Here is a 17860-nt window from a genome sequence, read left to right as displayed (position 1 = left end):
TGACAACGCTTAAATTCAAGCAAACGGATGCTGAAGCACGATGGTTTCATCGCGCTCAGGCCCGGTCGACACAATTGCAATCGGCACACCACATACTGCCTCTAGGCGCTTGAGGTAATGCTGTGCGTTTTTGGGTAAGGCATCCCATGTTTTCGCGCCGAATGTGGTCTCCGTCCACCCAGGCACGGTTTCATAGATGGGCTCACAACGGGCAACATCATCGGCACCTACCGGCAGCATATCTACAATTTTTCCATCCAACTTGTAGCCGGTACAAATATCCAGTGACGTAATACCATCCAACACATCGAGTTTAGTGATGCACAAACCAGTTAAGCCGTTAATGCTTGCAGAACGACGCAGCGCAGCTGCATCAAACCAGCCACAACGACGCTTGCGACGCGTGACTGTGCCGATTTCTTGGCCTTTGGTAGACATCTGGTAGCCAGGTGCACCTTCCGTCTCAATATCCAGTTCACTCGGGAACGGACCACCGCCGACACGCGTGGTGTAGGCTTTGGTAATCCCTAACACGTAATGCAGCATGTTGGCACCGACGCCAGTGCCGGCAGAAGCTTGGCCTGCGATACAGTTACTAGAGGTCACGTATGGATAAGTGCCATGATCAACATCAAGCAAGGTGCCCTGCGCGCCTTCAAATAACAGATGTTCACCGCGCGCATTGGCTTCATACAAAGCCGCCGAGATATCAGCCACCATCGGTTTCAATACATCTGCATGCTGCATGCTGGCATCATATTGCTGCTGAAAATCGACTGCCGTAGCTCCCAAGTAATTCGTCAGCACAAAATTATGATAATCCATCACCTCACGCAGTTTTTCGGCAAAGCGGTCAGGATAAAATAAGTCGTACACACGCAAAGCGCGGCGAGCCACTTTATCTTCATAAGCGGGACCAATGCCTTTACCGGTGGTGCCGATTTTTTTCTCAGCACTGCGCTTGGCCTCACGTGCTACATCCACGGCAACATGGTGAGACAAAATCAGCGGGCAGCCAGGACTGACTTTAAGGCGGTTAGTGACATCAAGACCGCCCTGCTCCAACGTGGATATTTCATGCAGCAAGTGGGTAGTATCGAGCACGACGCCATTGCCGATGTAACAGCTCACCCCGTTGCGGACAATGCCTGAGGGCACCAGATTGAGCTTATATACCTTTTGTGCCGCGCCCTGACCAACGACCAGCGTATGGCCTGCGTTATGGCCACCCTGAAAACGGACTACCCCCTGGGCGTGGTCTGTTAACCAGTCAACGATTTTGCCTTTACCCTCGTCGCCCCATTGGGTGCCAATTACAACGACGTTTTTTGCTTGCTTAGTCTGTGTCATGTTCAATTAATATCTTGTAAAAACGAAAAAGGGTGTGCTGTGTTAAACAGCCACCACTTGCCAGTGACCATCCACCTTTTGCAGGGTGCGGTCACAAGCCAATTCAGAGTAGTTAACAGGTGTGTTTGGTAGCGCTTCCACCACAATCTGGCCATGCGCACGCAAAGTACTGATCAATGCCAGCAAGTCGGCATCCGTGGCCACCGGTGCCAGAATCCCTTGACTGATCGGGGCTGGCCCTAACGCTTGTAGCGCTCCACGCAAATCCAAACTAAATCCGGTCGCCGGACGTGCACGACCAAAAGCGGCGCCCACTTCATCATAGCGGCCGCCCAATGCAATGGGGCCCGCATACCCTTTGGCATAGGCTGCAAACACCATGCCGCTGTGGTAGTGATAGCCTCGCAATTCGCTCAGGTCAAAAGTCACTGTCACCTGCTCAGAACTTAAGGCCTTAGCCACCGCTTCTAGCTCTGACAACGCTTGCGTCAACTCTGCAGACTCGGGTAACAGATCTCTTGCCTGATCCAACACCTCAATACCACCATTCAGTTGTGCCAGCGCAACAAAGGCTTGACGAGATTTACCGGGCAAATTAGCCACCAGCTGCTCAACCAAGGTGATGTCTTTTGCTTGCAACGCTGCTTGCAACGATTGCTCTTGCTGCACACCGAGCTGGGCCATATGTGACAGGCTGGCAAAAATCGCAGCGTGGCTAAGATCAACAAATAGCGTAGGCATACCTAGCAGTTGTAGGGCTTTGACCATTAAGCGCTGTACTTCAATATCGCTCTCGATGCCGGCATGACCATACAATTCAGCGCCCAATTGAAGTGGCTCACGGGTTCTGGCTAATCCATCAGGCGTGGTGCGCAATACGGTGCCCGCATAGCAAAGCCTAGACACACCCTCATGGTTGAGCATGTGCGCATCGATACGCGCCGCCTGCGGCGTGGTATCGGCACGCAAACCCATCAATCGACCGGTCAACTGATCGACCACCTTAAAGGTGGCAATATCCAGGTCATGCCCGGTGCCGGTGAGTAAAGACTCGACATACTCCATCATGGGAGGTACGACGTACTGATAGCCATGGACACGAAACAAGTCCAGCAACTGTCGGCGATAAGACTCAAGACGGGCCGCTTCAGCAGGCAACACGTCTTCAATATATTCAGGAAGTAACCAATTATGCATCCCGCTATTATAACCGCAAACCCCTATCCTAGGCACGGTTTTAGCAATTGCAATGGTCAGATCGACTGCATAAATGCCATAAAAAAAGCACGCCCTTTGAGCGTGCTTTTTTTCATAAACCAAACGATTAACGATGAAACGACATCAGACACAAACCGATTAAACAAGAGATCAGCCCGATGAAACGGATCTGACCATCTCTCAGCTGCAATAACTTTTCAAAGGTTTGTCGCCATTGACGGGTAAATAACATGGGCATGATCCCTTCCACCAACAGGACACCACCAATTAACCACCAGCCGTTCATCAGTCATCCCTCACAACAGCACAAATGATTATTTTTTGCCGCTGCTACGCATGTATTTAAAGAAATCAGAACTCTGGTCAATCACCATCACGTCAGATTTACTTTTGAAGCTATTTTTATACGCTTCTTGGCTGCGGTAGAATGCATAGAATTCTGGATTTTTGCCAAACGCTTGAGCATACACCTCAGACGCTTTGGCGTCGCCCTCACCTTTGACTTTCTGCGCATCTCGATAAGCTTCAGCAATGATCACTTCACGCTGACGATCTGCATCCGCACGAATTTTTTCAGCAGCGGCAGCGCCCTGTGAACGCAGCTCATTGGCCACAGATTTACGCTCGGCCTCCATGCGCTGGTAGACCGATTCGCTGACCTCTTTTGGCAAATCTACGCGGCGTAAACGCACATCCAAAATCTGGATACCCATCTGGCGACTCTCTTTGTCCGCGCGTTGACGCAAAATCTCCATAATTTCGGAACGTTCACCTGACACCACATCGTGAATGGTGCGTTTACCAAATTCAGCACGCAAACCATCATTCACCATTTGTGACAAACGACGCTCTGCCTGCACCTCATCTCCCCGCACGGACACATAGTATTTTGAGGGATCAATAATGCGCCACTTCACGAATGAATCGACCAGCACGTTTTTCTTTTCACTGGTGATAAACCGATCCGGCTCTTCCCAGTTCAAAGTCAAAATACGTTTGTCGTAATAGCGAATATTCTCAACCATTGGCATTTTAAAGTAGAGTCCGGGGTCACGTTTCACCGACACAATTTCACCCAAACGGAACACCAGTGCGTATTCGCGCTGATCGACCGTATACGCTGACGAGGTGATGATCACCAGCAATACAAACACCCCGATTAACAGACTTCCAATATTTTTCATGTATCTCTTCCTTCAGGGCAATCTAGCGATATTCGCGATCACGGGTTCTCATGGCATCGCGTGAGCGATCTAGGGTACTTGAATCCGCTTGCGGCTCCTGCGCAGGCTTTTCAGTGGTCGCCGCGGGAGCTGTCGCTGCGTTGCCAGGAGCACCACTTATGGTCATCAATTTGTCTAGTGGCAAGTACAACAGGCTATTGCTACCCTTCTGATCAACCAATACTTTGCTGGTATTGGATAACACATGCTCTTGCGCATCCAGATACAAACGCTGACGGGTGACTTCAGGCGCTTTGTTGTACTGCGTCAGCACTTGCTCGAAGCGATCTGCATTACCCTTGGCTTCATTTTCAACTCGCAGCTTGTAACCCGCTGCCTCTTCGGTCAGACGCGAAGCCGTCCCTCGCGCTTTCGGGATCACATCATTGGCATATGCCTGGCCCTCGTTTTTCTGACGCTCAAGATCCTGCTTGGCTTTCACCGCATCATCAAAGGCAGCTTGCACCTGCTCCGGTGGCTGCGCGTTTTGCATCGTCACGTTGACCACGTTGATGCCGGACTTGTACCTGTCTAGCATGTCCTGCATCAGTTTTTTAGCTCTAGCGGCCACGTCATCACGGCCCTCATACAGCACAAAGTCCATTTTGCTCTTACCGACAATTTCACGAATCGCAGTTTCAGCCACGCCGCGCACGCTCTCTTCGGTAGAACGATTACTGAATTGGTAATCTTCAACTGACTTCAGGTTGTATTGCACCGCCACCTGCAAATCGATAATATTTTCATCGTCCGTGAGCATCAGCGATTCGCGCAACTCTTTACTACGTGCGGTTTCGCCCTCAAAAGAACGGTAACCCATTTCGATTGTGCGAACTTGCTCTAAGTTAACGTTTTCAATCGATTCAATCGGGAATGGTAAGTGCCAGCGCGGGCCAGGCATGGTTGTTTCAACATGCTGGCCGAAACGCAACACCACGCCTCGCGAACCTTGGTCCACAATATAAAAGCCTGAGCCCAGCCAGATCAGGGCGACGATGCCCAAAATAGGTGCGACGGGTAATGGTTGCGGTGCAGGCGAAGTGCCACGTGGCGCACCCGAACCGCCTTTGCCGCCAAACAAACGATTCAGCTTTTGATTCAAATCTTTGAACACTTCATCGAGGTCAGGCGGGCCTTCGTTGTTCTTATTCCAAAAGCCGGGGAATTTTCTCATGCTAGTACTCCGTATTTTTTTGATCTTTTAGACATAAGCACGCTCTTCAGTGCTCAGTTTTTTCAAGTATTGCTGATGCTCTAACAGTGCCTGGCGCAGGTCCTCAATGCCAGTACCGTCTTTAGCCGAGACGCGAACAGTACGGATGTTACCATACTCATCGCGGTCAATTGCGGGCGCCATTGCCATGCGATCAATCTGGTTCAACACCAGGATTTGTGGCACACGCGCGGCACCAATTTCGTTCAAAACAATATTCACTTGTTCGACTTGTGCATCGCGATTCGGGCTGGCCACATCAACCACATGCAACAGCAAATCTGCTTGCGCAGCCTCTTCCAAGGTCGCCCCAAACGCCTCAATCAGCGTCGTTGGCAAGTGCTTAATAAAGCCCACCGTGTCTGACAATACGACCGGATAACCCTCAGGCAAATGCATTTTGCGCGAAGTTGTATCCAACGTTGCAAATAACTGATCTGCGGCATACACGCCTGAATGCGTGAGGCGATTAAATAAAGTCGATTTGCCGGCGTTTGTGTAACCCACCAGCGAAACGGTCATTAAATTTGACCGCTTACGTGCTCGACGTTGCATGCCACGCTGTTGCTTCAATTTATCTAACTTTTCACGCAACTGTTTGACGCGCACGCGCAACATGCGCCGGTCAAGTTCAAGTTGTGTTTCGCCCGGGCCGCCGCGCACACCGATGCCGCCTTTTTGGCGCTCTAAGTGTGTCCAGCCTCTGACCAAGCGCGTAGACAAATGCTCTAGTTGCGCTAATTCGACCTGCAATTTACCCTCATGCGATTGCGCACGTTGGGCAAAAATGTCCAGAATCAGACCAGTACGATCCACCACGCGGGCTTCAAGCAATTTTTCGAGGTTGCGTTGCTGCGAGGGGCTCAAATCATGGTTAAAGGCAGCAACCTTGCTGTCGTGGACCGCCATTAATCGTTTGAGCTCGTCCGCTTTACCGGAACCAATAAAATGCTTGGGGTCGGGAGCTTGACGCTTGCCTTCCAGCGTCGCAGAAATGTTCAGGCCAGCGGTGCCGGCGAGGTGGCGGAGTTCATGCAAGCTTTCATCATAGTCTGAGTCGCCGAAATCGACACTGACTAAAACGACGGCATCTCCGCCGCTTGGTCTATCAAACATGCATTAAGATTCTTGTGCGGTGTCGTGCGGCGCCAAACTGACTGGACGCGCGGGAACAATGGTTGAAATGGCGTGTTTGTAGACCATTTGCGTCACGGTATTTTTTAATAAAATGACGTATTGGTCGAATGAATCGACTTGGCCTTGTAACTTGATGCCATTGACGAGATAGATTGACACTTGAACGTGCTCTTTTCTCAAAGCGTTCAAGAAAGGGTCTTGCAGCATTTGGCCTTTGTTATTCATTACGTTGCTCCTTGTTTGTTTTAATCGTATTGGAGTTTTATTCTCTTGAACACCAATCCCACTTAAAGACTATGATTGTACTAATTTGTTCCAATTTCAATCCCCGCGCTTTATTTTTTTGGAAATAATGCGCGAATCCGCTCAATACAGACCTCTTTACCCAACAACGACATCACTTGATCAATGCTGGGCGACTGTGCAATGCCGATCAAAGCGACCCGTAATGGCATGGCTAGTTTGGGGAATTTAATCTGTTGCTCCGTCACGACCTGATTGAGCGCATCGTGTAAGCTATCGGCAGTCCAGCTTGAATCTTGAACCTTAGCCAAAAAACTTTCGATAGTATCGGCGGTTTCTGGCTGAATATGTTTTTCCACATCCGCCGCATTGATCGCAGGCATTTGGTAAAAGAACGCAATGTCTTTGGCCAGCTGATTCAAATTATTACTACGTTCGCGGTATAGGTTGAGCACAGCAAAGAGGTCTGGCACCTGCGTGTCCACCACCCCCAACGCCGCTAAACGTGGACGCACTTCATCTGCGATCTGGGCAAGCGGGAGCGTCTTAATATAGTGAGCATTCAACCAGTTGAGTTTTTCGGTATTGAACTGCGCTGCAGATGGCGTAATGTGATCAAGATCAAACCACGCACAAAACTGATCCATGCTAAAAACTTCATCATCGCCATGCGACCAGCCCAAACGCGCCAAGTAATTCAACACGGCCTCGCGCAGATAACCATCTTCGTGGTACTGCATCACGCTCACGGCACCATGGCGCTTAGATAATTTCTGGCCATCATCGCCCAGAATCATCGAAAGATGCGCATACTGCGGGACCTGCGCCCCTAGCGCTTGTAGCATATTAATCTGTCGAGGCGTGTTGTTGACGTGATCATCGCCCCGAATCACTTGGGTCACGCCCATTTCCCAATCGTCAACCACCACGCAGAAGTTATAGGTTGGGGTGCCATCGGCACGCGCAATAATTAAGTCATCTAACTCTGCATTCGCAATCTCAATGCGGCCTTTCACCATATCATCCCAAGCCACCAGGCCCGCTGTCGGGTTTTTAAAGCGAACCACTGGAGGAATATCGACAGGCACCGCAGGCAATTCTTTGCCTGGCTCAGGGCGCCAGCGGCCATCGTAACGCGGCTTCAGCCCTTGCTGCATTTGCGCCTCGCGCAAGGCATCCAGCTCTTCTTTACTGCAGTAGCAATAATAAGCATGGCCGTCATCGAGCATTTTCTGGATCACTTTTTTATAAGTCTCCATGCGCTGCATCTGGTAAAACGGGCCTTCATCATGATCCAGTTGCAACCAAGCCATGCCGTCCACAATCGCCTGTACCGCTTCGGGGGTCGAGCGCGCCACATCGGTATCTTCAATGCGTAAAATGAACTTGCCACCATGTCGCTTGGCATAAGCCCATGAAAACAAGGCGGTTCTGGCGCCACCAATATGCAGATATCCGGTAGGACTCGGCGCGAAACGGGTTTTAACAACTTGCATAATGACTCTCTAAAAACACAAGTGCGTATTTTAACATGTCACCCCCTCTCCTGCCCGCTCTGCTTGCGGCACCACCTGATTTGACTGGCAATTGAAGCCGACGCGCAAACACGCTATGATGCCAATATGCAGCAAGATTCTATTCAAATTCACGTTGGTGAGCTTTATGGCAAGCCGGATGCAACGGGTAAAACCGGCGCGATTTACCATGTGTTGGCGGTGCACAAACTAGGCATTACGCTGCAAAACATGGACAATCCATTGAGCCAATTTGAAACGACCGCGACCAAGTTGCTGCAATCTGGTTATGTTCGGCTAAGCCAGACCCCCTATGTCAACCTGCAACCAACTCACAAAAAGAAATCGGCGCAAAACAAACTGAAGCGTTGCCCGTTTACATTGGACGTATTTGCCGAGCGTGCCGATTGCGAACGACCCGCAATTGCAGCTTGAGCCATCAGCAGCAGCGCTAGATAAAAAAATGCCGCGTCTGCGGCATTTTTTTTAACAGTGGCCAATTAAGCCTCTGGCGGTGCGCCAATCAAGTCATGGCCCTGTGCATCAACAATTTGCACATCAACAAAATCCCCCGGGTTCAAACCTTCTGCATCCTGCAAATAAACGATGCCATCAATTTCAGGCGCGTCTCCTTTGGTACGCGCGATGGCAATCACATTGCCATCCTCGTCCTCAGTAAGCTCATCGACCAATACCGTTTGCAGGCTACCAATTTTAGCAGCCACTTTGGCAGCGCTGATCCGCTCCTGCACCTCCATAAAACGGCTTAAACGCTCCTGTTTGAGCGCTTCTGGCACTTGGTCAGGCAAGCCATTGGCAACTGCGCCATCGACAGCTGAATAAGCAAAACAACCGACGCGGTCTAGTTGTGCTTCTTCCATGAAGTCGAGCAACATCTTAAAGTCATCCTCAGTTTCGCCGGGGAAGCCAACAATAAAGGTACTGCGGATCGTAATGTCAGGACAAATATCGCGCCAAGCCTTGATGCGGGCCAAATTATTTTCGCTGCTGGCAGGCCGCTTCATAGACTTAAGAATACGAGGACTGGCGTGCTGCAATGGCACATCCAGATAAGGCAAAATCGCGCCTTCCGCCATCAGCGGAATCACGTCATCGACATGCGGATAAGGGTACACATAATGCAAACGCACCCATACACCCAGCTCGCCTAATGCTTGACTAAGCTCGGTCATGTGCGTTCTCACCGGCCGCCCGTTCCAAAAACCCTTGCGAAACTTCATGTCTACGCCATACGCAGACGTATCTTGCGAAATGACTAAAATTTCCGAAACACCCGCGTTGACCAGACGCTCTGCCTCATTTAATACATCGCCAATCGGACGGCTGACCAGATCGCCGCGCATACTTGGAATAATGCAAAAGCTACAACGGTGGTTACACCCCTCGGAAATTTTGAGGTAGGCGTAATGATTGGGGGTCAGGCGAATCCCTTGTGGCGGCACCAGATCAGTATAAGGATCATGCGGTTTAGGCAAGTACGTATGCACGTGGCCCATCACCTCCTCTAGCGCATGCGGCCCGGTCACCGCCAGCACACTCGGGTGCGCGCCGGTGACGACGTCTTTTTTTGCCCCCAAACAACCCGTCACAATCACTTTGCCGTTTTTGTTTAGCGCTTCCCCAATCGCATCCAGGGACTCCTGCACCGCAGAATCAATAAAGCCACAGGTATTCACCACCACCAGATCTGACTGCTCATAACTGTTGCTGATTTCATAACCCTCGGCGCGCAGTTGAGTCAAAATACGCTCGGAATCTGACCCCGCTTTTGGGCAGCCCAGTGAGACAAAACCGACTTTAGGCGAACTTTGCATAATGATTCTCTCTTAACCTTCTACCAACCATTTGGTGAGGGCGACAGACGCCACCCCTAATATAATTAAAAATATCTGACTCAAGGTATCGCGCATGGCGGTGCGTTTGTGCAAGCCCGGAATCAAATCAGCCACCGCCACATACAACATGCTGGCCGCGGCTAGGCTTAAGATATAAGGCACCCAATGTTGTACAAAATTGAGCGCACCATAGGCAATCAAGCCGCCTACCAGCGTGGCAAGGCTCGAAAAAATATTAAATAAAAACGCTTTTTTCTTGCTATAACCAGAATGTAGCAAGATCAGAAAATCCCCAACTTCTTGCGGAATTTCATGGGCAATAATCGCTAGCGCCGTGACTAACCCGACCTGCATATCCACCATAAATGCGGCACAAATCAGAATCCCATCGACAAAATTATGAAAGGTGTCCCCCACCATAATCATCATGCCACTGCGACCACCATCATGGCTATGCGCGTGGTGGTGATGGCCCACGACCTGCGCCGGGGCGACTTGGGGTAGTTTAAATTTAATCGCGCCCTGCGGTTTTTTGCTCGACTGTTGTTGCGGATGCAATTCTGGGCAATGTGCTTCGTCATGCATGGCGTGCATTTCGCAATGCTCACCGTGGCAGTGCCGCCAGAGCACGAGCTTTTCAAGCGTAAAAAACAGCAATATGCCGAATAACATGGTGGCGGTCATCGCCTCTATATTGAGGCTGGTTTCAATCGCATGCGGCAAAATTTCAAGAAACACCGCTGCCAACAAAGCGCCAATGGCATAACTCACCAACAACGGAATTAAATTCTTTTTGGCATTAAGCGCGAACAGTGCCGCCACACACACACTGAGGACACCCCCTAACAAACAGGCCAGTATCATGCCGGTGAGCGGCGAAATGTTTGAGAGCAATGTGGTCAAAGGCGTCATGCGTTGTTTATGGCGGAAAGGCGCGCATTATACGTGAGTTATCAAAAAAACAAAGCATAAACAAACAGTTACCCTCTTAAGACATCGATGATGCTGCGACAAATTGCGCTAGATGAATTGCGCCACCACATAGCCAATCACAATGCCGATTAACAAAGCCATCGTTAGGCCACGATAAGTCAACACATCACGCGAATACCCCCTGCGGATCGCCACGTAAGAGACTAAGTACCCCAAGGCGTTGAGTAACCAAATAAAGCTAAAACTCAAGACCTTGACGATCAGTGGGCCGATCAAAGGCACCACTGCGATGAGTCCCAGCATCCAGACAAACAATCCGGAAACCAGCCCCACCAGCACGGCGACGCCAGCCAACACGCGGGTATCCCACCCCAAAAACACGCCGATTGCTATCAGTGCCGCGAGGCCAATGGCCCACAAAAGCATCTGTGGCCAAGTACTATTACTGGCAGTCTCTAGGGCAGCGGTGTTTGTTGGTCTGGCCGGGTGCCGGCGCGTACGCAATCGCTTAATCATCATGTGCGGTTTTTTCTGCCAGCGTTGCGATCACAGTGGGCAAAGCGTCGACATCCGCACACACATGCCAATGCGGCGCGCGCAGGCCCACATCGCCCGCATAACCCCAACTCACCAGTGTGAACGCCATATGGTTGGCATCCGCTGACTGACCGTCTTCGAGGCGGTCTCCGATATAGACACATTCGGCGACTGGCAAGGCATGATCCTTCACTACCCGAGCAATCATCTCGGCTTTGGTTGAGACCGCTGGTTTAAAAAAATCTAAGGCATACACGCCCTTAAACAAAGGTTGCCAACCCAAATGCGCAATGATTTTTTCTGTGGGAAAAAACCGTTTATTGGTAGCGATATAACAAGCATAGCCTTGGTCGTTGAGTTGTTGCAGCATGGCCGGTACACCCTTAAACACCACAGACTGCAAGTAACCCGTATTGTCGTAATGGTGCTTAAACGCCTCAGCCAGTGTCTTTAATAGCGTGTCATCCTGCTGACCAGATAACCGTTTGAGCGTTTCCATCAGCGGAGGGCCAATCACGTCAGGGGTCAGCGGCATTAACAACGGGGTGCCCGTTGAGCTGAAAGCCAACGCAAAACATTGCAGAATACTGGCGGCAGAATCAATCAGGGTGCCGTCTAAATCAAAGATTAAATGTTTTTTCATGGTCGAATGATGAGGTCATAAGAATTATTTTTTTAGTTATGCCGCTGTTGAGCACTTTAGTCTAGCCAGATGAATGTTGCCATGCGTCCCGTATCGCCGTCGCGTCTATAACTAAAAAAAGTGTCTGACTCTTGATAAGTGCAGCGCCCACCGCCGGATATCTCTGTTACGCCCAGCGCCCGTAAGCGCTGCCCGGCCAAGGCGTATAAATCGCCCAGCCATTTATCGCCGTGCGCTTTAAAAGCGGTGGCGGCCTGCACATCTTGGGCCATAAACTGCGCTCTGACCTCTGCCCCCACCTCAAATGCCTCCGGGCCAATGGCTGGGCCAAGCCACGCCATGATCTGAGAAGCTTGCACAGGCATCGCGCCCAGCGTGGCTTCAATCACCCCATCACACAGGCTACGCCAACCTGCATGAATGGCAGCAACCGTGGTGCCTGCTTGATCGCAGAGCAAAATGGGCAGACAGTCTGCCGTCATCGTCACACAGACCACCCGCTGGCGGCAGGTAAAGCTTGCATCGGCGGATTCCAGGCAAGTGGCTTGCGCTGCATCAATCACACGTGTGCCATGCACCTGATTGAGCCAAACCGGCTCACTAGGCAACTCAGGACTCAATAATTGACGGTTTGCCGCGACGTGTTGCGGCAGATCTTTCACGTGATCGCCCAGGTTCAGACTGGCATAGACGCCGCCACTCACCCCACCATGGCGGGTCGTTTGCAAGGCCTGCACATTGGCAGGTGCCTGCCAATCAGGCGTGATGAAAGGAATGCTGGCCATCACTCATCCACATCTGCCCAGTCTTCATCCTCTAGCGCGGCGTCATCGTCTAAATCGTCGTCCCAATCATCATCGTCTTCACCCACATACAAGCCATTTTCATCCACATTAAAGTCAGGCAGTGGCGGTAGCTCTTCCACCGGTTTGACGACACGCATGGCTTCCAGCAACTCACGCATATCATCCGCCAAGTCAATCTGCCACTCCATCGGCGCATTCGTCACCGGATGGATCAACCCCAATTTAATGGCATGCAAGGCCTGCCGTTTGAAATTGCCAATCACCTCACGTAGCTCTGGGGTCATGATTTTATGCGGAATGATGTTGCCGATGCCGTACATTGGGTCACCCACCATCGGCGCATTCAAATACTGCAAATGGACCCGAATTTGGTGTGTGCGGCCTGTTTCGAGGTTGCAACGCAGATAGGTATTGGTGCCAAAGCGTTCAAGAATCTCATAGTGGGTGACGGCGGGACGACCACGGCGGATCACCGCCATCTTGGTGCGATGATGTGGATGACGCCCCACCGGCTGATCCACCTTGCCGTTACGCCATAATTGCCCCCACACAATCGCACGGTACTCTCGTTTCACCGTGCGTGCTTGTAACTGGCGCACTAGGCTTGTTTGTGCTTCTAGCGTTTTGGCCACCACTAATAAACCGCTGGTATCTTTATCTAACCTGTGCACGATCCCCGCGCGCGGCACATCTTTGAGCAATGGCCAATGAAACAGCAAGGCATTGAGCAAGGTGCCACTCCAATTGCCAGCAGCCGGATGTACGACCAAACCAGCAGGCTTATTGATAATAATCAGCGTGTCGTCTTCATACACCACGTCCAGCGGAATATCTTCTGGCGCGAACGCGTTTTCTTGTGCGTTTTGCGGCGGGTTCACCACTAGCTGCTCCCCCCCCCAAACTTTGGTTTTAGCAGTCGGCGCTTTGCCATCTAGCATCACCAGCCCCTCTTTAATCCATGCCTGCAAGCGGCTGCGAGAGTGGTCTGGTAACATTTGCTGCAAAGCCAGATCAAGACGTTGCCCGCCGAGATTGCTAGGAACGACCAGATGTAATGAGGCGCTTTCTTTCATATTTTCAAACAGCATCAGTTATAATGCCCTGCGTTTCCTTAAATAAAACAACATTAAACAACATGCCTCGCATTTTACCGCTTAACACCCTGTTCACGCGTGCTTTTATTTTAATCACTGCGTTGGCTTTGAGTGCTTGCGCCATTTTCGGCAACCCAAACCCGCCCGATGAAACCAAAGGCTGGGCTGAGCAGCGCTTGTATGCCGCGGGGCAAGAGAAGATGGTAGATAAAAACTTTGACAAAGCCATCGACTACTTTAAGAAGCTAGAGGCGCGCTATCCGCATGGCGTGTATGCCACGCAATCACAGCTAGAAGTGGCCTACGCCTACTTTAAAAAATCAGAGCCAGTGCTGTGCCTGGCTGCCGTTGATCGCTTTATTAAGCTACATCCTAACCATCCAAACCTTGACTATGCTTATTACTTAAAAGGGTTAGCCACCTTTAATGAGCGCGGCATTATCGAAAAGTACACTAAACAAGAGATTAATGACCGCGATCCCAAAACATTGCGTGTGTCATTTAATGCGTTTAAAGAGCTGGTCGAGCGTTTTCCGAATAGCCGTTACGCCAAAGATGCCACCCAACGCATGATTTATCTGGTGAACACATTGGCCATGCACGAGATGCACGTCGCACGCTACTACATGCAACGCAAGGCTTATGTCGCCGCGCTTAACCGCACACGCTACGTGCTAGAAACCTATCCCAATTCGAGTTCGGTTGAAGATGCGCTGGTCACCATGGTGAGCGCCTATGACGCCATGGATCTGACGGACCTCAAAAATGATACCCTGCGTATCCTGAAAACCAACTACCCTGAAAACCCGATGATCAGCGGCAAAATTAACGAAGATGAAAAAATCTGGTGGAAATTTTGGGAAAGCTTGTATTAATCTGTTTTAGCATGAACAACAAAAACGCCAGTTTGACTGGCGTTTTTTATTGGTGACTATTTAGCTTGAATGCGCATCCTTCGAGCATTGCGCAGACTCAGCCGCGAACGCTTCTTGCTCAAACGGGTGATCTCTGTAAGCGTGTCTGCCACGTAGGATTTGCCATAATGCCGCGAGCACATAGGCTGGCACAAAAAATATGCCCCACCGTTCGGCCTGGCGCACATGCACGTGTTCGTGCAGCCGCAAATGCTGCAGACAATCTGCGCTATGACCGAGCACGACATGGCCTAAGGTGAGCGCTGCAAAGCCACTTAAATGCGTGATTCGATTGGCCAACCAGCCACCGGAGACCTCAAGCACGCCTTGAACACGCGTTGCGCGGCCACCGGTGATCAGCAAGATGGTGGCCATCAGTAATCCCAACAGGCTAGTGGGAGCTGCCCAGCCGTAGCGCATGAGCTTAGTTAGCAGGCGCATGGCTCACTTCCGCTGGATTCGGTTGCATACCACGCATGTTAAACACCACCTGAGGCACCTTGGTCTTTGAGCACGCTCATACGGGCCTTGGTGCAAACATAATGATCGCCATGCCTAGCATCGCAACCGCGGTGCCTAGCATGTCCCAGCCCGAGGGACGGACGCCCTCAACCAGCCATAACCAGACAATAGCAACACCAATATAAACGCCCCCATAAGCGGCATACACTCGACCGGCAGCGGTTGGATGCAGGCTCAACAACCAGGCGAACAGCGCCAAACTGATCGCTGCTGGCAGTAACAGCCAAGCACTCTTCCCCTCTCTCAGCCAAAGATAGGGCAAATAACAACCGATAATCTCTGCCAGCGCAGTCAACACAAATAAAAATAAAGTTTTAATCAAAGACGACTCCTATTGCAGCCATCCTGTTTGGGATGGTTTGGATGTGAGCCCTCCAATTCTTGGCGAACATCTACTTTTAGTGGGGGAATTCATAGACGCAATCAATGCTGTTGATCACTTCGGTATTGCAGGTAGTAAAAAACCACCCCTACCGCCAGATTCAGGCCCGCTTGCAACAAAGGCAAAAATAAAAAGATTAAAGCGCCTTGCGGATCGGGATAAATCACAATGGTCTGTAAATAGATCCAGGCAACCACCAGCACCTCAAATGCACAAAAACTCAGCCAATGCTTTTGAATATCACGTCGATGAAAAAAATAGCCCCCAAGCGACATCATCACATACGGCAGCATTGTCCAGAGGGTAATCAATAGGCCTGTGCGCTCGGTTAAAAACAGCCAGCCGGTGGCTGCATACCACTCGAAGCCAATGGCGATTGCAGCACCGGTCAATCCGACAAGCAGAGATGCCGCACGAAAACTAATAGGCATCGCCCACCTGCGCAATCGTGGCAAACGACGCGCGGTCAGTCGTAAGGAGATTCTTTTTCCTTGTGTTTCCAAATACCCACATCGTCATTTATTGGCGCCCTGTCTCTATGTTTTAAAAAACGCTTTCAGTGAAGTGATTAACCTCGTGCCCAACGCATCACAACATGCGTGATAGACAACATGGTTACTCTTGCTCGGAAATCAACAGCTGATTATGGTCGGTCTTCAAATAAAAGGTGCCGTTTTGATCTATCTGAATAGCTCGGATGCGATAGCCACTGAGTACGGGCTCAGCATAAACCAGGGTTGTGCCCTCTTTGCGCACGCGATACAAGGTGGTATTGCCCATGCCCGCCACAAACAAGTCATTGTCCCAAAAGTCATTACGCCCGCTAGAGGGATATTTCACCAGCGGACCGATGCCAATCGAAGGTACAAAAGTCATCATGGGCTTTTCATGGCCCTCATGGCTGTTAAACTTATTGCCATAGTAGCCACTCATCCCATCGCGCTCATAAATGGTGCCATAACTGACCACCGGCCAGCCATAGTTTTTACCACGTTTCACCAAGTTAATTTCGTCACCCCCACGCGGGCCATGATCCGTGAGCCACAACTCATTGCTTTCACGGTCAAAATACAAGCCACCCGAAGGTGAGCGAAACCCTGAAGCGTACACTTCCGCATTGAGGCGTTGCAGATCCACCCGCACCACTTTGCCTAATGAGGTCGTTTTATCTTGCACGCGGTCAGGCTTAGAAAAATCACCGATGCTCAAATACAGGGTGCGCTCATTCTCACCCAGCGCCAGTTTGCCGCCCACCTGATGGCCCAAAATAGGCTCTTTGATTGCCGGACGGCTGATATAAATCTCGCGGTTAAAACTGACTTCGCTATTTTCGATGTCGACCTCAAACTCACTCACCGCCAGTCGCACGCCGTTGCTGGCCTCGTCCCAGGCGGTATATGCTACATAAAGTGTCTTGCCGACCAATAACGAATCTTTGACACCAGACAACTCTCGGCAATAGACCAGTTGCTTACTACTACTCTCATCGGCCGAGGTCTCGCTACCGGGGATATACTTTGCCAAAGACTTACCAGGTTTCACCAGCTCCATGGCCTCGTTGTGGCGCACGAAAAATACCTCGCCACACTTGCTGATAAATAAAAACAGCTTTTTGTCCAAACGCTCGAAAGGTCCGGTGGGATATTGGTCCTCAAAAGGTAATTTATATTCTTTGAGCGGTTGCGTGCCAAATACCGAGCTAATTCGGGCAGGTTCAGGGGCTTTTTCAACCGCTGCCGCGTCGCTACCGGAGAGCAATAATTTAGGCACCACATCATCACTTGCGGCGAATGTCTGGACGGATAAAACTGCGGTTAGACACCCTACTCGAATGGCTCTCAATAAGCCAGATAGGTTAGAAGCGATGGGCCATCGCTGATTGAGATCATACAAAACAAGACTCCATTCACGTTTTAATTTTACGAGTCCCCCATCTATAAAAAGTTTTTTAAACTAAAATAATTTTATAATTTTTATATATAAATCAGTTAATTAATTAATTTTATTAATGTATTTTGTAACTATTATTTTTACCATCAACCCAGTTATTAAAGCCGCCCAGGCCATGAAAGTCAATCGGACAAATGCGCTAAATGCGTCTTGCTGACAAGCAGATTGAAAGTATGAAAACGAATCTTCACAAGCAAATGCAACCACCAAAAAAGCGAAGCCCGGCCCAAGGTGCAAGATCGCCAACGCTGCCATTAACGCACGCAACATACGCGACCCCCTGACCCTACAACAACCCAAAGATCAGCCGCCAACAGATGACGGC

21 protein-coding genes are annotated in these 17860 nt (G+C 50.5%); 2 read left to right on the top strand and 19 right to left on the bottom strand.

The window, feature by feature from the left end:
* Positions 1–15 precede the first annotated feature (15 nt).
* The 8 genes from FIT99_RS05575 to gltX form a co-directional block, all read right to left on the bottom strand.
* On the bottom strand, positions 16–1350 hold the full coding sequence (locus FIT99_RS05575) for an adenylosuccinate synthase (RefSeq protein WP_140003385.1): 1335 nt from the start codon (positions 1348–1350) through the stop codon (positions 16–18).
* Positions 1351–1392: 42 nt separating this feature from the next.
* The gene (locus FIT99_RS05570; protein WP_140003384.1) at positions 1393–2547 is read right to left on the bottom strand and encodes an ATP phosphoribosyltransferase regulatory subunit; all 1155 of its coding nucleotides are present in this window, start codon (positions 2545–2547) and stop codon (positions 1393–1395) included.
* A gap of 127 nt (positions 2548–2674) precedes the next feature.
* The gene (locus tag FIT99_RS05560) at positions 2675–2854 is read right to left on the bottom strand and encodes a DUF2065 domain-containing protein (protein ID WP_140003383.1); all 180 of its coding nucleotides are present in this window, start codon (positions 2852–2854) and stop codon (positions 2675–2677) included.
* A 28-nt stretch (positions 2855–2882) separates the two neighbouring features.
* On the bottom strand, positions 2883–3752 hold the full coding sequence (gene hflC / locus FIT99_RS05555) for a protease modulator HflC (RefSeq protein ID WP_140003382.1): 870 nt from the start codon (positions 3750–3752) through the stop codon (positions 2883–2885).
* A 22-nt stretch (positions 3753–3774) separates the two neighbouring features.
* Positions 3775–4965, bottom strand: a complete 1191-nt coding sequence (gene hflK, locus FIT99_RS05550; RefSeq protein WP_140003381.1) for an FtsH protease activity modulator HflK — start codon at positions 4963–4965, stop codon at positions 3775–3777.
* 27 nt (positions 4966–4992) lie between these two features.
* Positions 4993–6120: a GTPase HflX gene (gene hflX, locus FIT99_RS05545; protein ID WP_140003380.1), complete on the bottom strand. Its 1128-nt coding sequence runs from the start codon at positions 6118–6120 to the stop codon at positions 4993–4995.
* 3 nt (positions 6121–6123) lie between these two features.
* On the bottom strand, positions 6124–6366 hold the full coding sequence (gene hfq / locus FIT99_RS05540) for an RNA chaperone Hfq (protein WP_140003379.1): 243 nt from the start codon (positions 6364–6366) through the stop codon (positions 6124–6126).
* Positions 6367–6476: 110 nt separating this feature from the next.
* Positions 6477–7880 carry a glutamate--tRNA ligase gene (gene gltX, locus FIT99_RS05535; protein WP_140003378.1) on the bottom strand — a complete coding sequence of 468 codons (1404 nt, stop codon included), beginning with the start codon at positions 7878–7880 and terminating at the stop codon, positions 6477–6479.
* A 126-nt stretch (positions 7881–8006) separates the two neighbouring features.
* On the opposite strand from gltX, the gene FIT99_RS05530 reads away from it, so the two are divergent.
* On the top strand, positions 8007–8333 hold the full coding sequence (locus FIT99_RS05530) for a hypothetical protein (protein ID WP_140003377.1): 327 nt from the start codon (positions 8007–8009) through the stop codon (positions 8331–8333).
* 65 nt (positions 8334–8398) lie between these two features.
* Here the strand turns inward: FIT99_RS05530 and rimO are convergent, their stop codons facing one another.
* The 6 genes from rimO to rluD form a co-directional block, all read right to left on the bottom strand.
* A complete protein-coding gene (rimO, locus tag FIT99_RS05525) occupies positions 8399–9733 on the bottom strand; it encodes a 30S ribosomal protein S12 methylthiotransferase RimO (protein WP_140003376.1) in 1335 nt (444 codons plus the stop codon).
* Positions 9734–9745: 12 nt separating this feature from the next.
* Entirely contained in the window at positions 9746–10666 is a 921-nt protein-coding gene (locus FIT99_RS05520) for a ZIP family metal transporter (protein WP_140003375.1), read from the bottom strand.
* A 108-nt stretch (positions 10667–10774) separates the two neighbouring features.
* Entirely contained in the window at positions 10775–11203 is a 429-nt protein-coding gene (locus FIT99_RS05515) for a hypothetical protein (RefSeq protein ID WP_140004660.1), read from the bottom strand.
* Entirely contained in the window at positions 11196–11867 is a 672-nt protein-coding gene (locus FIT99_RS05510) for an HAD family hydrolase (RefSeq protein WP_140003374.1), read from the bottom strand. Before FIT99_RS05510 ends, FIT99_RS05515 begins: the two co-directional genes overlap by 8 nt.
* A 56-nt stretch (positions 11868–11923) precedes the next feature.
* Positions 11924–12652 carry a peptidoglycan editing factor PgeF gene (gene pgeF, locus FIT99_RS05505; protein WP_140003373.1) on the bottom strand — a complete coding sequence of 243 codons (729 nt, stop codon included), beginning with the start codon at positions 12650–12652 and terminating at the stop codon, positions 11924–11926.
* Positions 12652–13761: a 23S rRNA pseudouridine(1911/1915/1917) synthase RluD gene (gene rluD / locus FIT99_RS05500; RefSeq protein ID WP_140003372.1), complete on the bottom strand. Its 1110-nt coding sequence runs from the start codon at positions 13759–13761 to the stop codon at positions 12652–12654. The genes pgeF and rluD overlap by 1 nt, the downstream gene beginning before the upstream one ends.
* A gap of 47 nt (positions 13762–13808) precedes the next feature.
* On the opposite strand from rluD, the gene FIT99_RS05495 reads away from it, so the two are divergent.
* On the top strand, positions 13809–14642 hold the full coding sequence (locus tag FIT99_RS05495; RefSeq protein ID WP_140003371.1) for an outer membrane protein assembly factor BamD: 834 nt from the start codon (positions 13809–13811) through the stop codon (positions 14640–14642).
* Positions 14643–14702: 60 nt separating this feature from the next.
* On the opposite strand, the gene FIT99_RS12370 is transcribed toward FIT99_RS05495, so the two are convergent.
* From FIT99_RS12370 to FIT99_RS05470, 5 genes are all read right to left on the bottom strand, one after another.
* Positions 14703–15122, bottom strand: coding sequence for a hypothetical protein (locus tag FIT99_RS12370; RefSeq protein WP_189524788.1), 420 nt, complete (start codon positions 15120–15122; stop codon positions 14703–14705).
* A gap of 76 nt (positions 15123–15198) precedes the next feature.
* Positions 15199–15525: a YnfA family protein gene (locus tag FIT99_RS05485; RefSeq protein ID WP_140003370.1), complete on the bottom strand. Its 327-nt coding sequence runs from the start codon at positions 15523–15525 to the stop codon at positions 15199–15201.
* A 101-nt stretch (positions 15526–15626) separates the two neighbouring features.
* A complete protein-coding gene (locus tag FIT99_RS05480; protein WP_140003369.1) occupies positions 15627–16016 on the bottom strand; it encodes a hypothetical protein in 390 nt (129 codons plus the stop codon).
* 184 nt (positions 16017–16200) lie between these two features.
* Positions 16201–17478 (bottom strand): PQQ-dependent sugar dehydrogenase, encoded by a 1278-nt coding sequence (locus FIT99_RS05475; RefSeq protein ID WP_223261295.1) that lies wholly within the window; start codon positions 17476–17478, stop codon positions 16201–16203.
* 99 nt (positions 17479–17577) lie between these two features.
* On the bottom strand, positions 17578–17805 hold the full coding sequence (locus tag FIT99_RS05470; protein ID WP_140003368.1) for a hypothetical protein: 228 nt from the start codon (positions 17803–17805) through the stop codon (positions 17578–17580).
* Between the last annotated feature and the right edge of the window lie 55 nt (positions 17806–17860).

It is taken from the genome of Methylophilus medardicus (assembly GCF_006363955.1).
GTDB classification, from domain to species: domain Bacteria; phylum Pseudomonadota; class Gammaproteobacteria; order Burkholderiales; family Methylophilaceae; genus Methylophilus; species Methylophilus medardensis.
The sequence above is the reverse complement of the archived record's forward strand: the minus strand, read 5'-3'. Positions and strand labels throughout refer to the sequence as shown.

Coding starts and splice junctions, on each gene's coding strand:
- FIT99_RS05470 (WP_140003368.1), bottom strand. CDS start 17,805: ATGTTGCGTGCGTTAATGGCAGCGTTGGCGATCTTGCACCTTGGGCCG.
- rimO (WP_140003376.1), bottom strand. CDS start 9,733: ATGCAAAGTTCGCCTAAAGTCGGTTTTGTCTCACTGGGCTGCCCAAAA.
- rluD (WP_140003372.1), bottom strand. CDS start 13,761: ATGCTGTTTGAAAATATGAAAGAAAGCGCCTCATTACATCTGGTCGTT.
- FIT99_RS05510 (WP_140003374.1), bottom strand. CDS start 11,867: ATGAAAAAACATTTAATCTTTGATTTAGACGGCACCCTGATTGATTCT.
- FIT99_RS05515 (WP_140004660.1), bottom strand. CDS start 11,203: ATGATTAAGCGATTGCGTACGCGCCGGCACCCGGCCAGACCAACAAAC.
- FIT99_RS05495 (WP_140003371.1), top strand. CDS start 13,809: ATGCCTCGCATTTTACCGCTTAACACCCTGTTCACGCGTGCTTTTATT.
- hflX (WP_140003380.1), bottom strand. CDS start 6,120: ATGTTTGATAGACCAAGCGGCGGAGATGCCGTCGTTTTAGTCAGTGTC.
- FIT99_RS05560 (WP_140003383.1), bottom strand. CDS start 2,854: ATGAACGGCTGGTGGTTAATTGGTGGTGTCCTGTTGGTGGAAGGGATC.
- FIT99_RS12370 (WP_189524788.1), bottom strand. CDS start 15,122: ATGCGCCTGCTAACTAAGCTCATGCGCTACGGCTGGGCAGCTCCCACT.
- FIT99_RS05520 (WP_140003375.1), bottom strand. CDS start 10,666: ATGACGCCTTTGACCACATTGCTCTCAAACATTTCGCCGCTCACCGGC.
- FIT99_RS05570 (WP_140003384.1), bottom strand. CDS start 2,547: ATGCATAATTGGTTACTTCCTGAATATATTGAAGACGTGTTGCCTGCT.
- hfq (WP_140003379.1), bottom strand. CDS start 6,366: ATGAATAACAAAGGCCAAATGCTGCAAGACCCTTTCTTGAACGCTTTG.
- FIT99_RS05480 (WP_140003369.1), bottom strand. CDS start 16,016: ATGCCTATTAGTTTTCGTGCGGCATCTCTGCTTGTCGGATTGACCGGT.
- pgeF (WP_140003373.1), bottom strand. CDS start 12,652: ATGGCCAGCATTCCTTTCATCACGCCTGATTGGCAGGCACCTGCCAAT.
- FIT99_RS05575 (WP_140003385.1), bottom strand. CDS start 1,350: ATGACACAGACTAAGCAAGCAAAAAACGTCGTTGTAATTGGCACCCAA.
- hflC (WP_140003382.1), bottom strand. CDS start 3,752: ATGAAAAATATTGGAAGTCTGTTAATCGGGGTGTTTGTATTGCTGGTG.
- FIT99_RS05530 (WP_140003377.1), top strand. CDS start 8,007: ATGCAGCAAGATTCTATTCAAATTCACGTTGGTGAGCTTTATGGCAAG.
- gltX (WP_140003378.1), bottom strand. CDS start 7,880: ATGCAAGTTGTTAAAACCCGTTTCGCGCCGAGTCCTACCGGATATCTG.
- hflK (WP_140003381.1), bottom strand. CDS start 4,965: ATGAGAAAATTCCCCGGCTTTTGGAATAAGAACAACGAAGGCCCGCCT.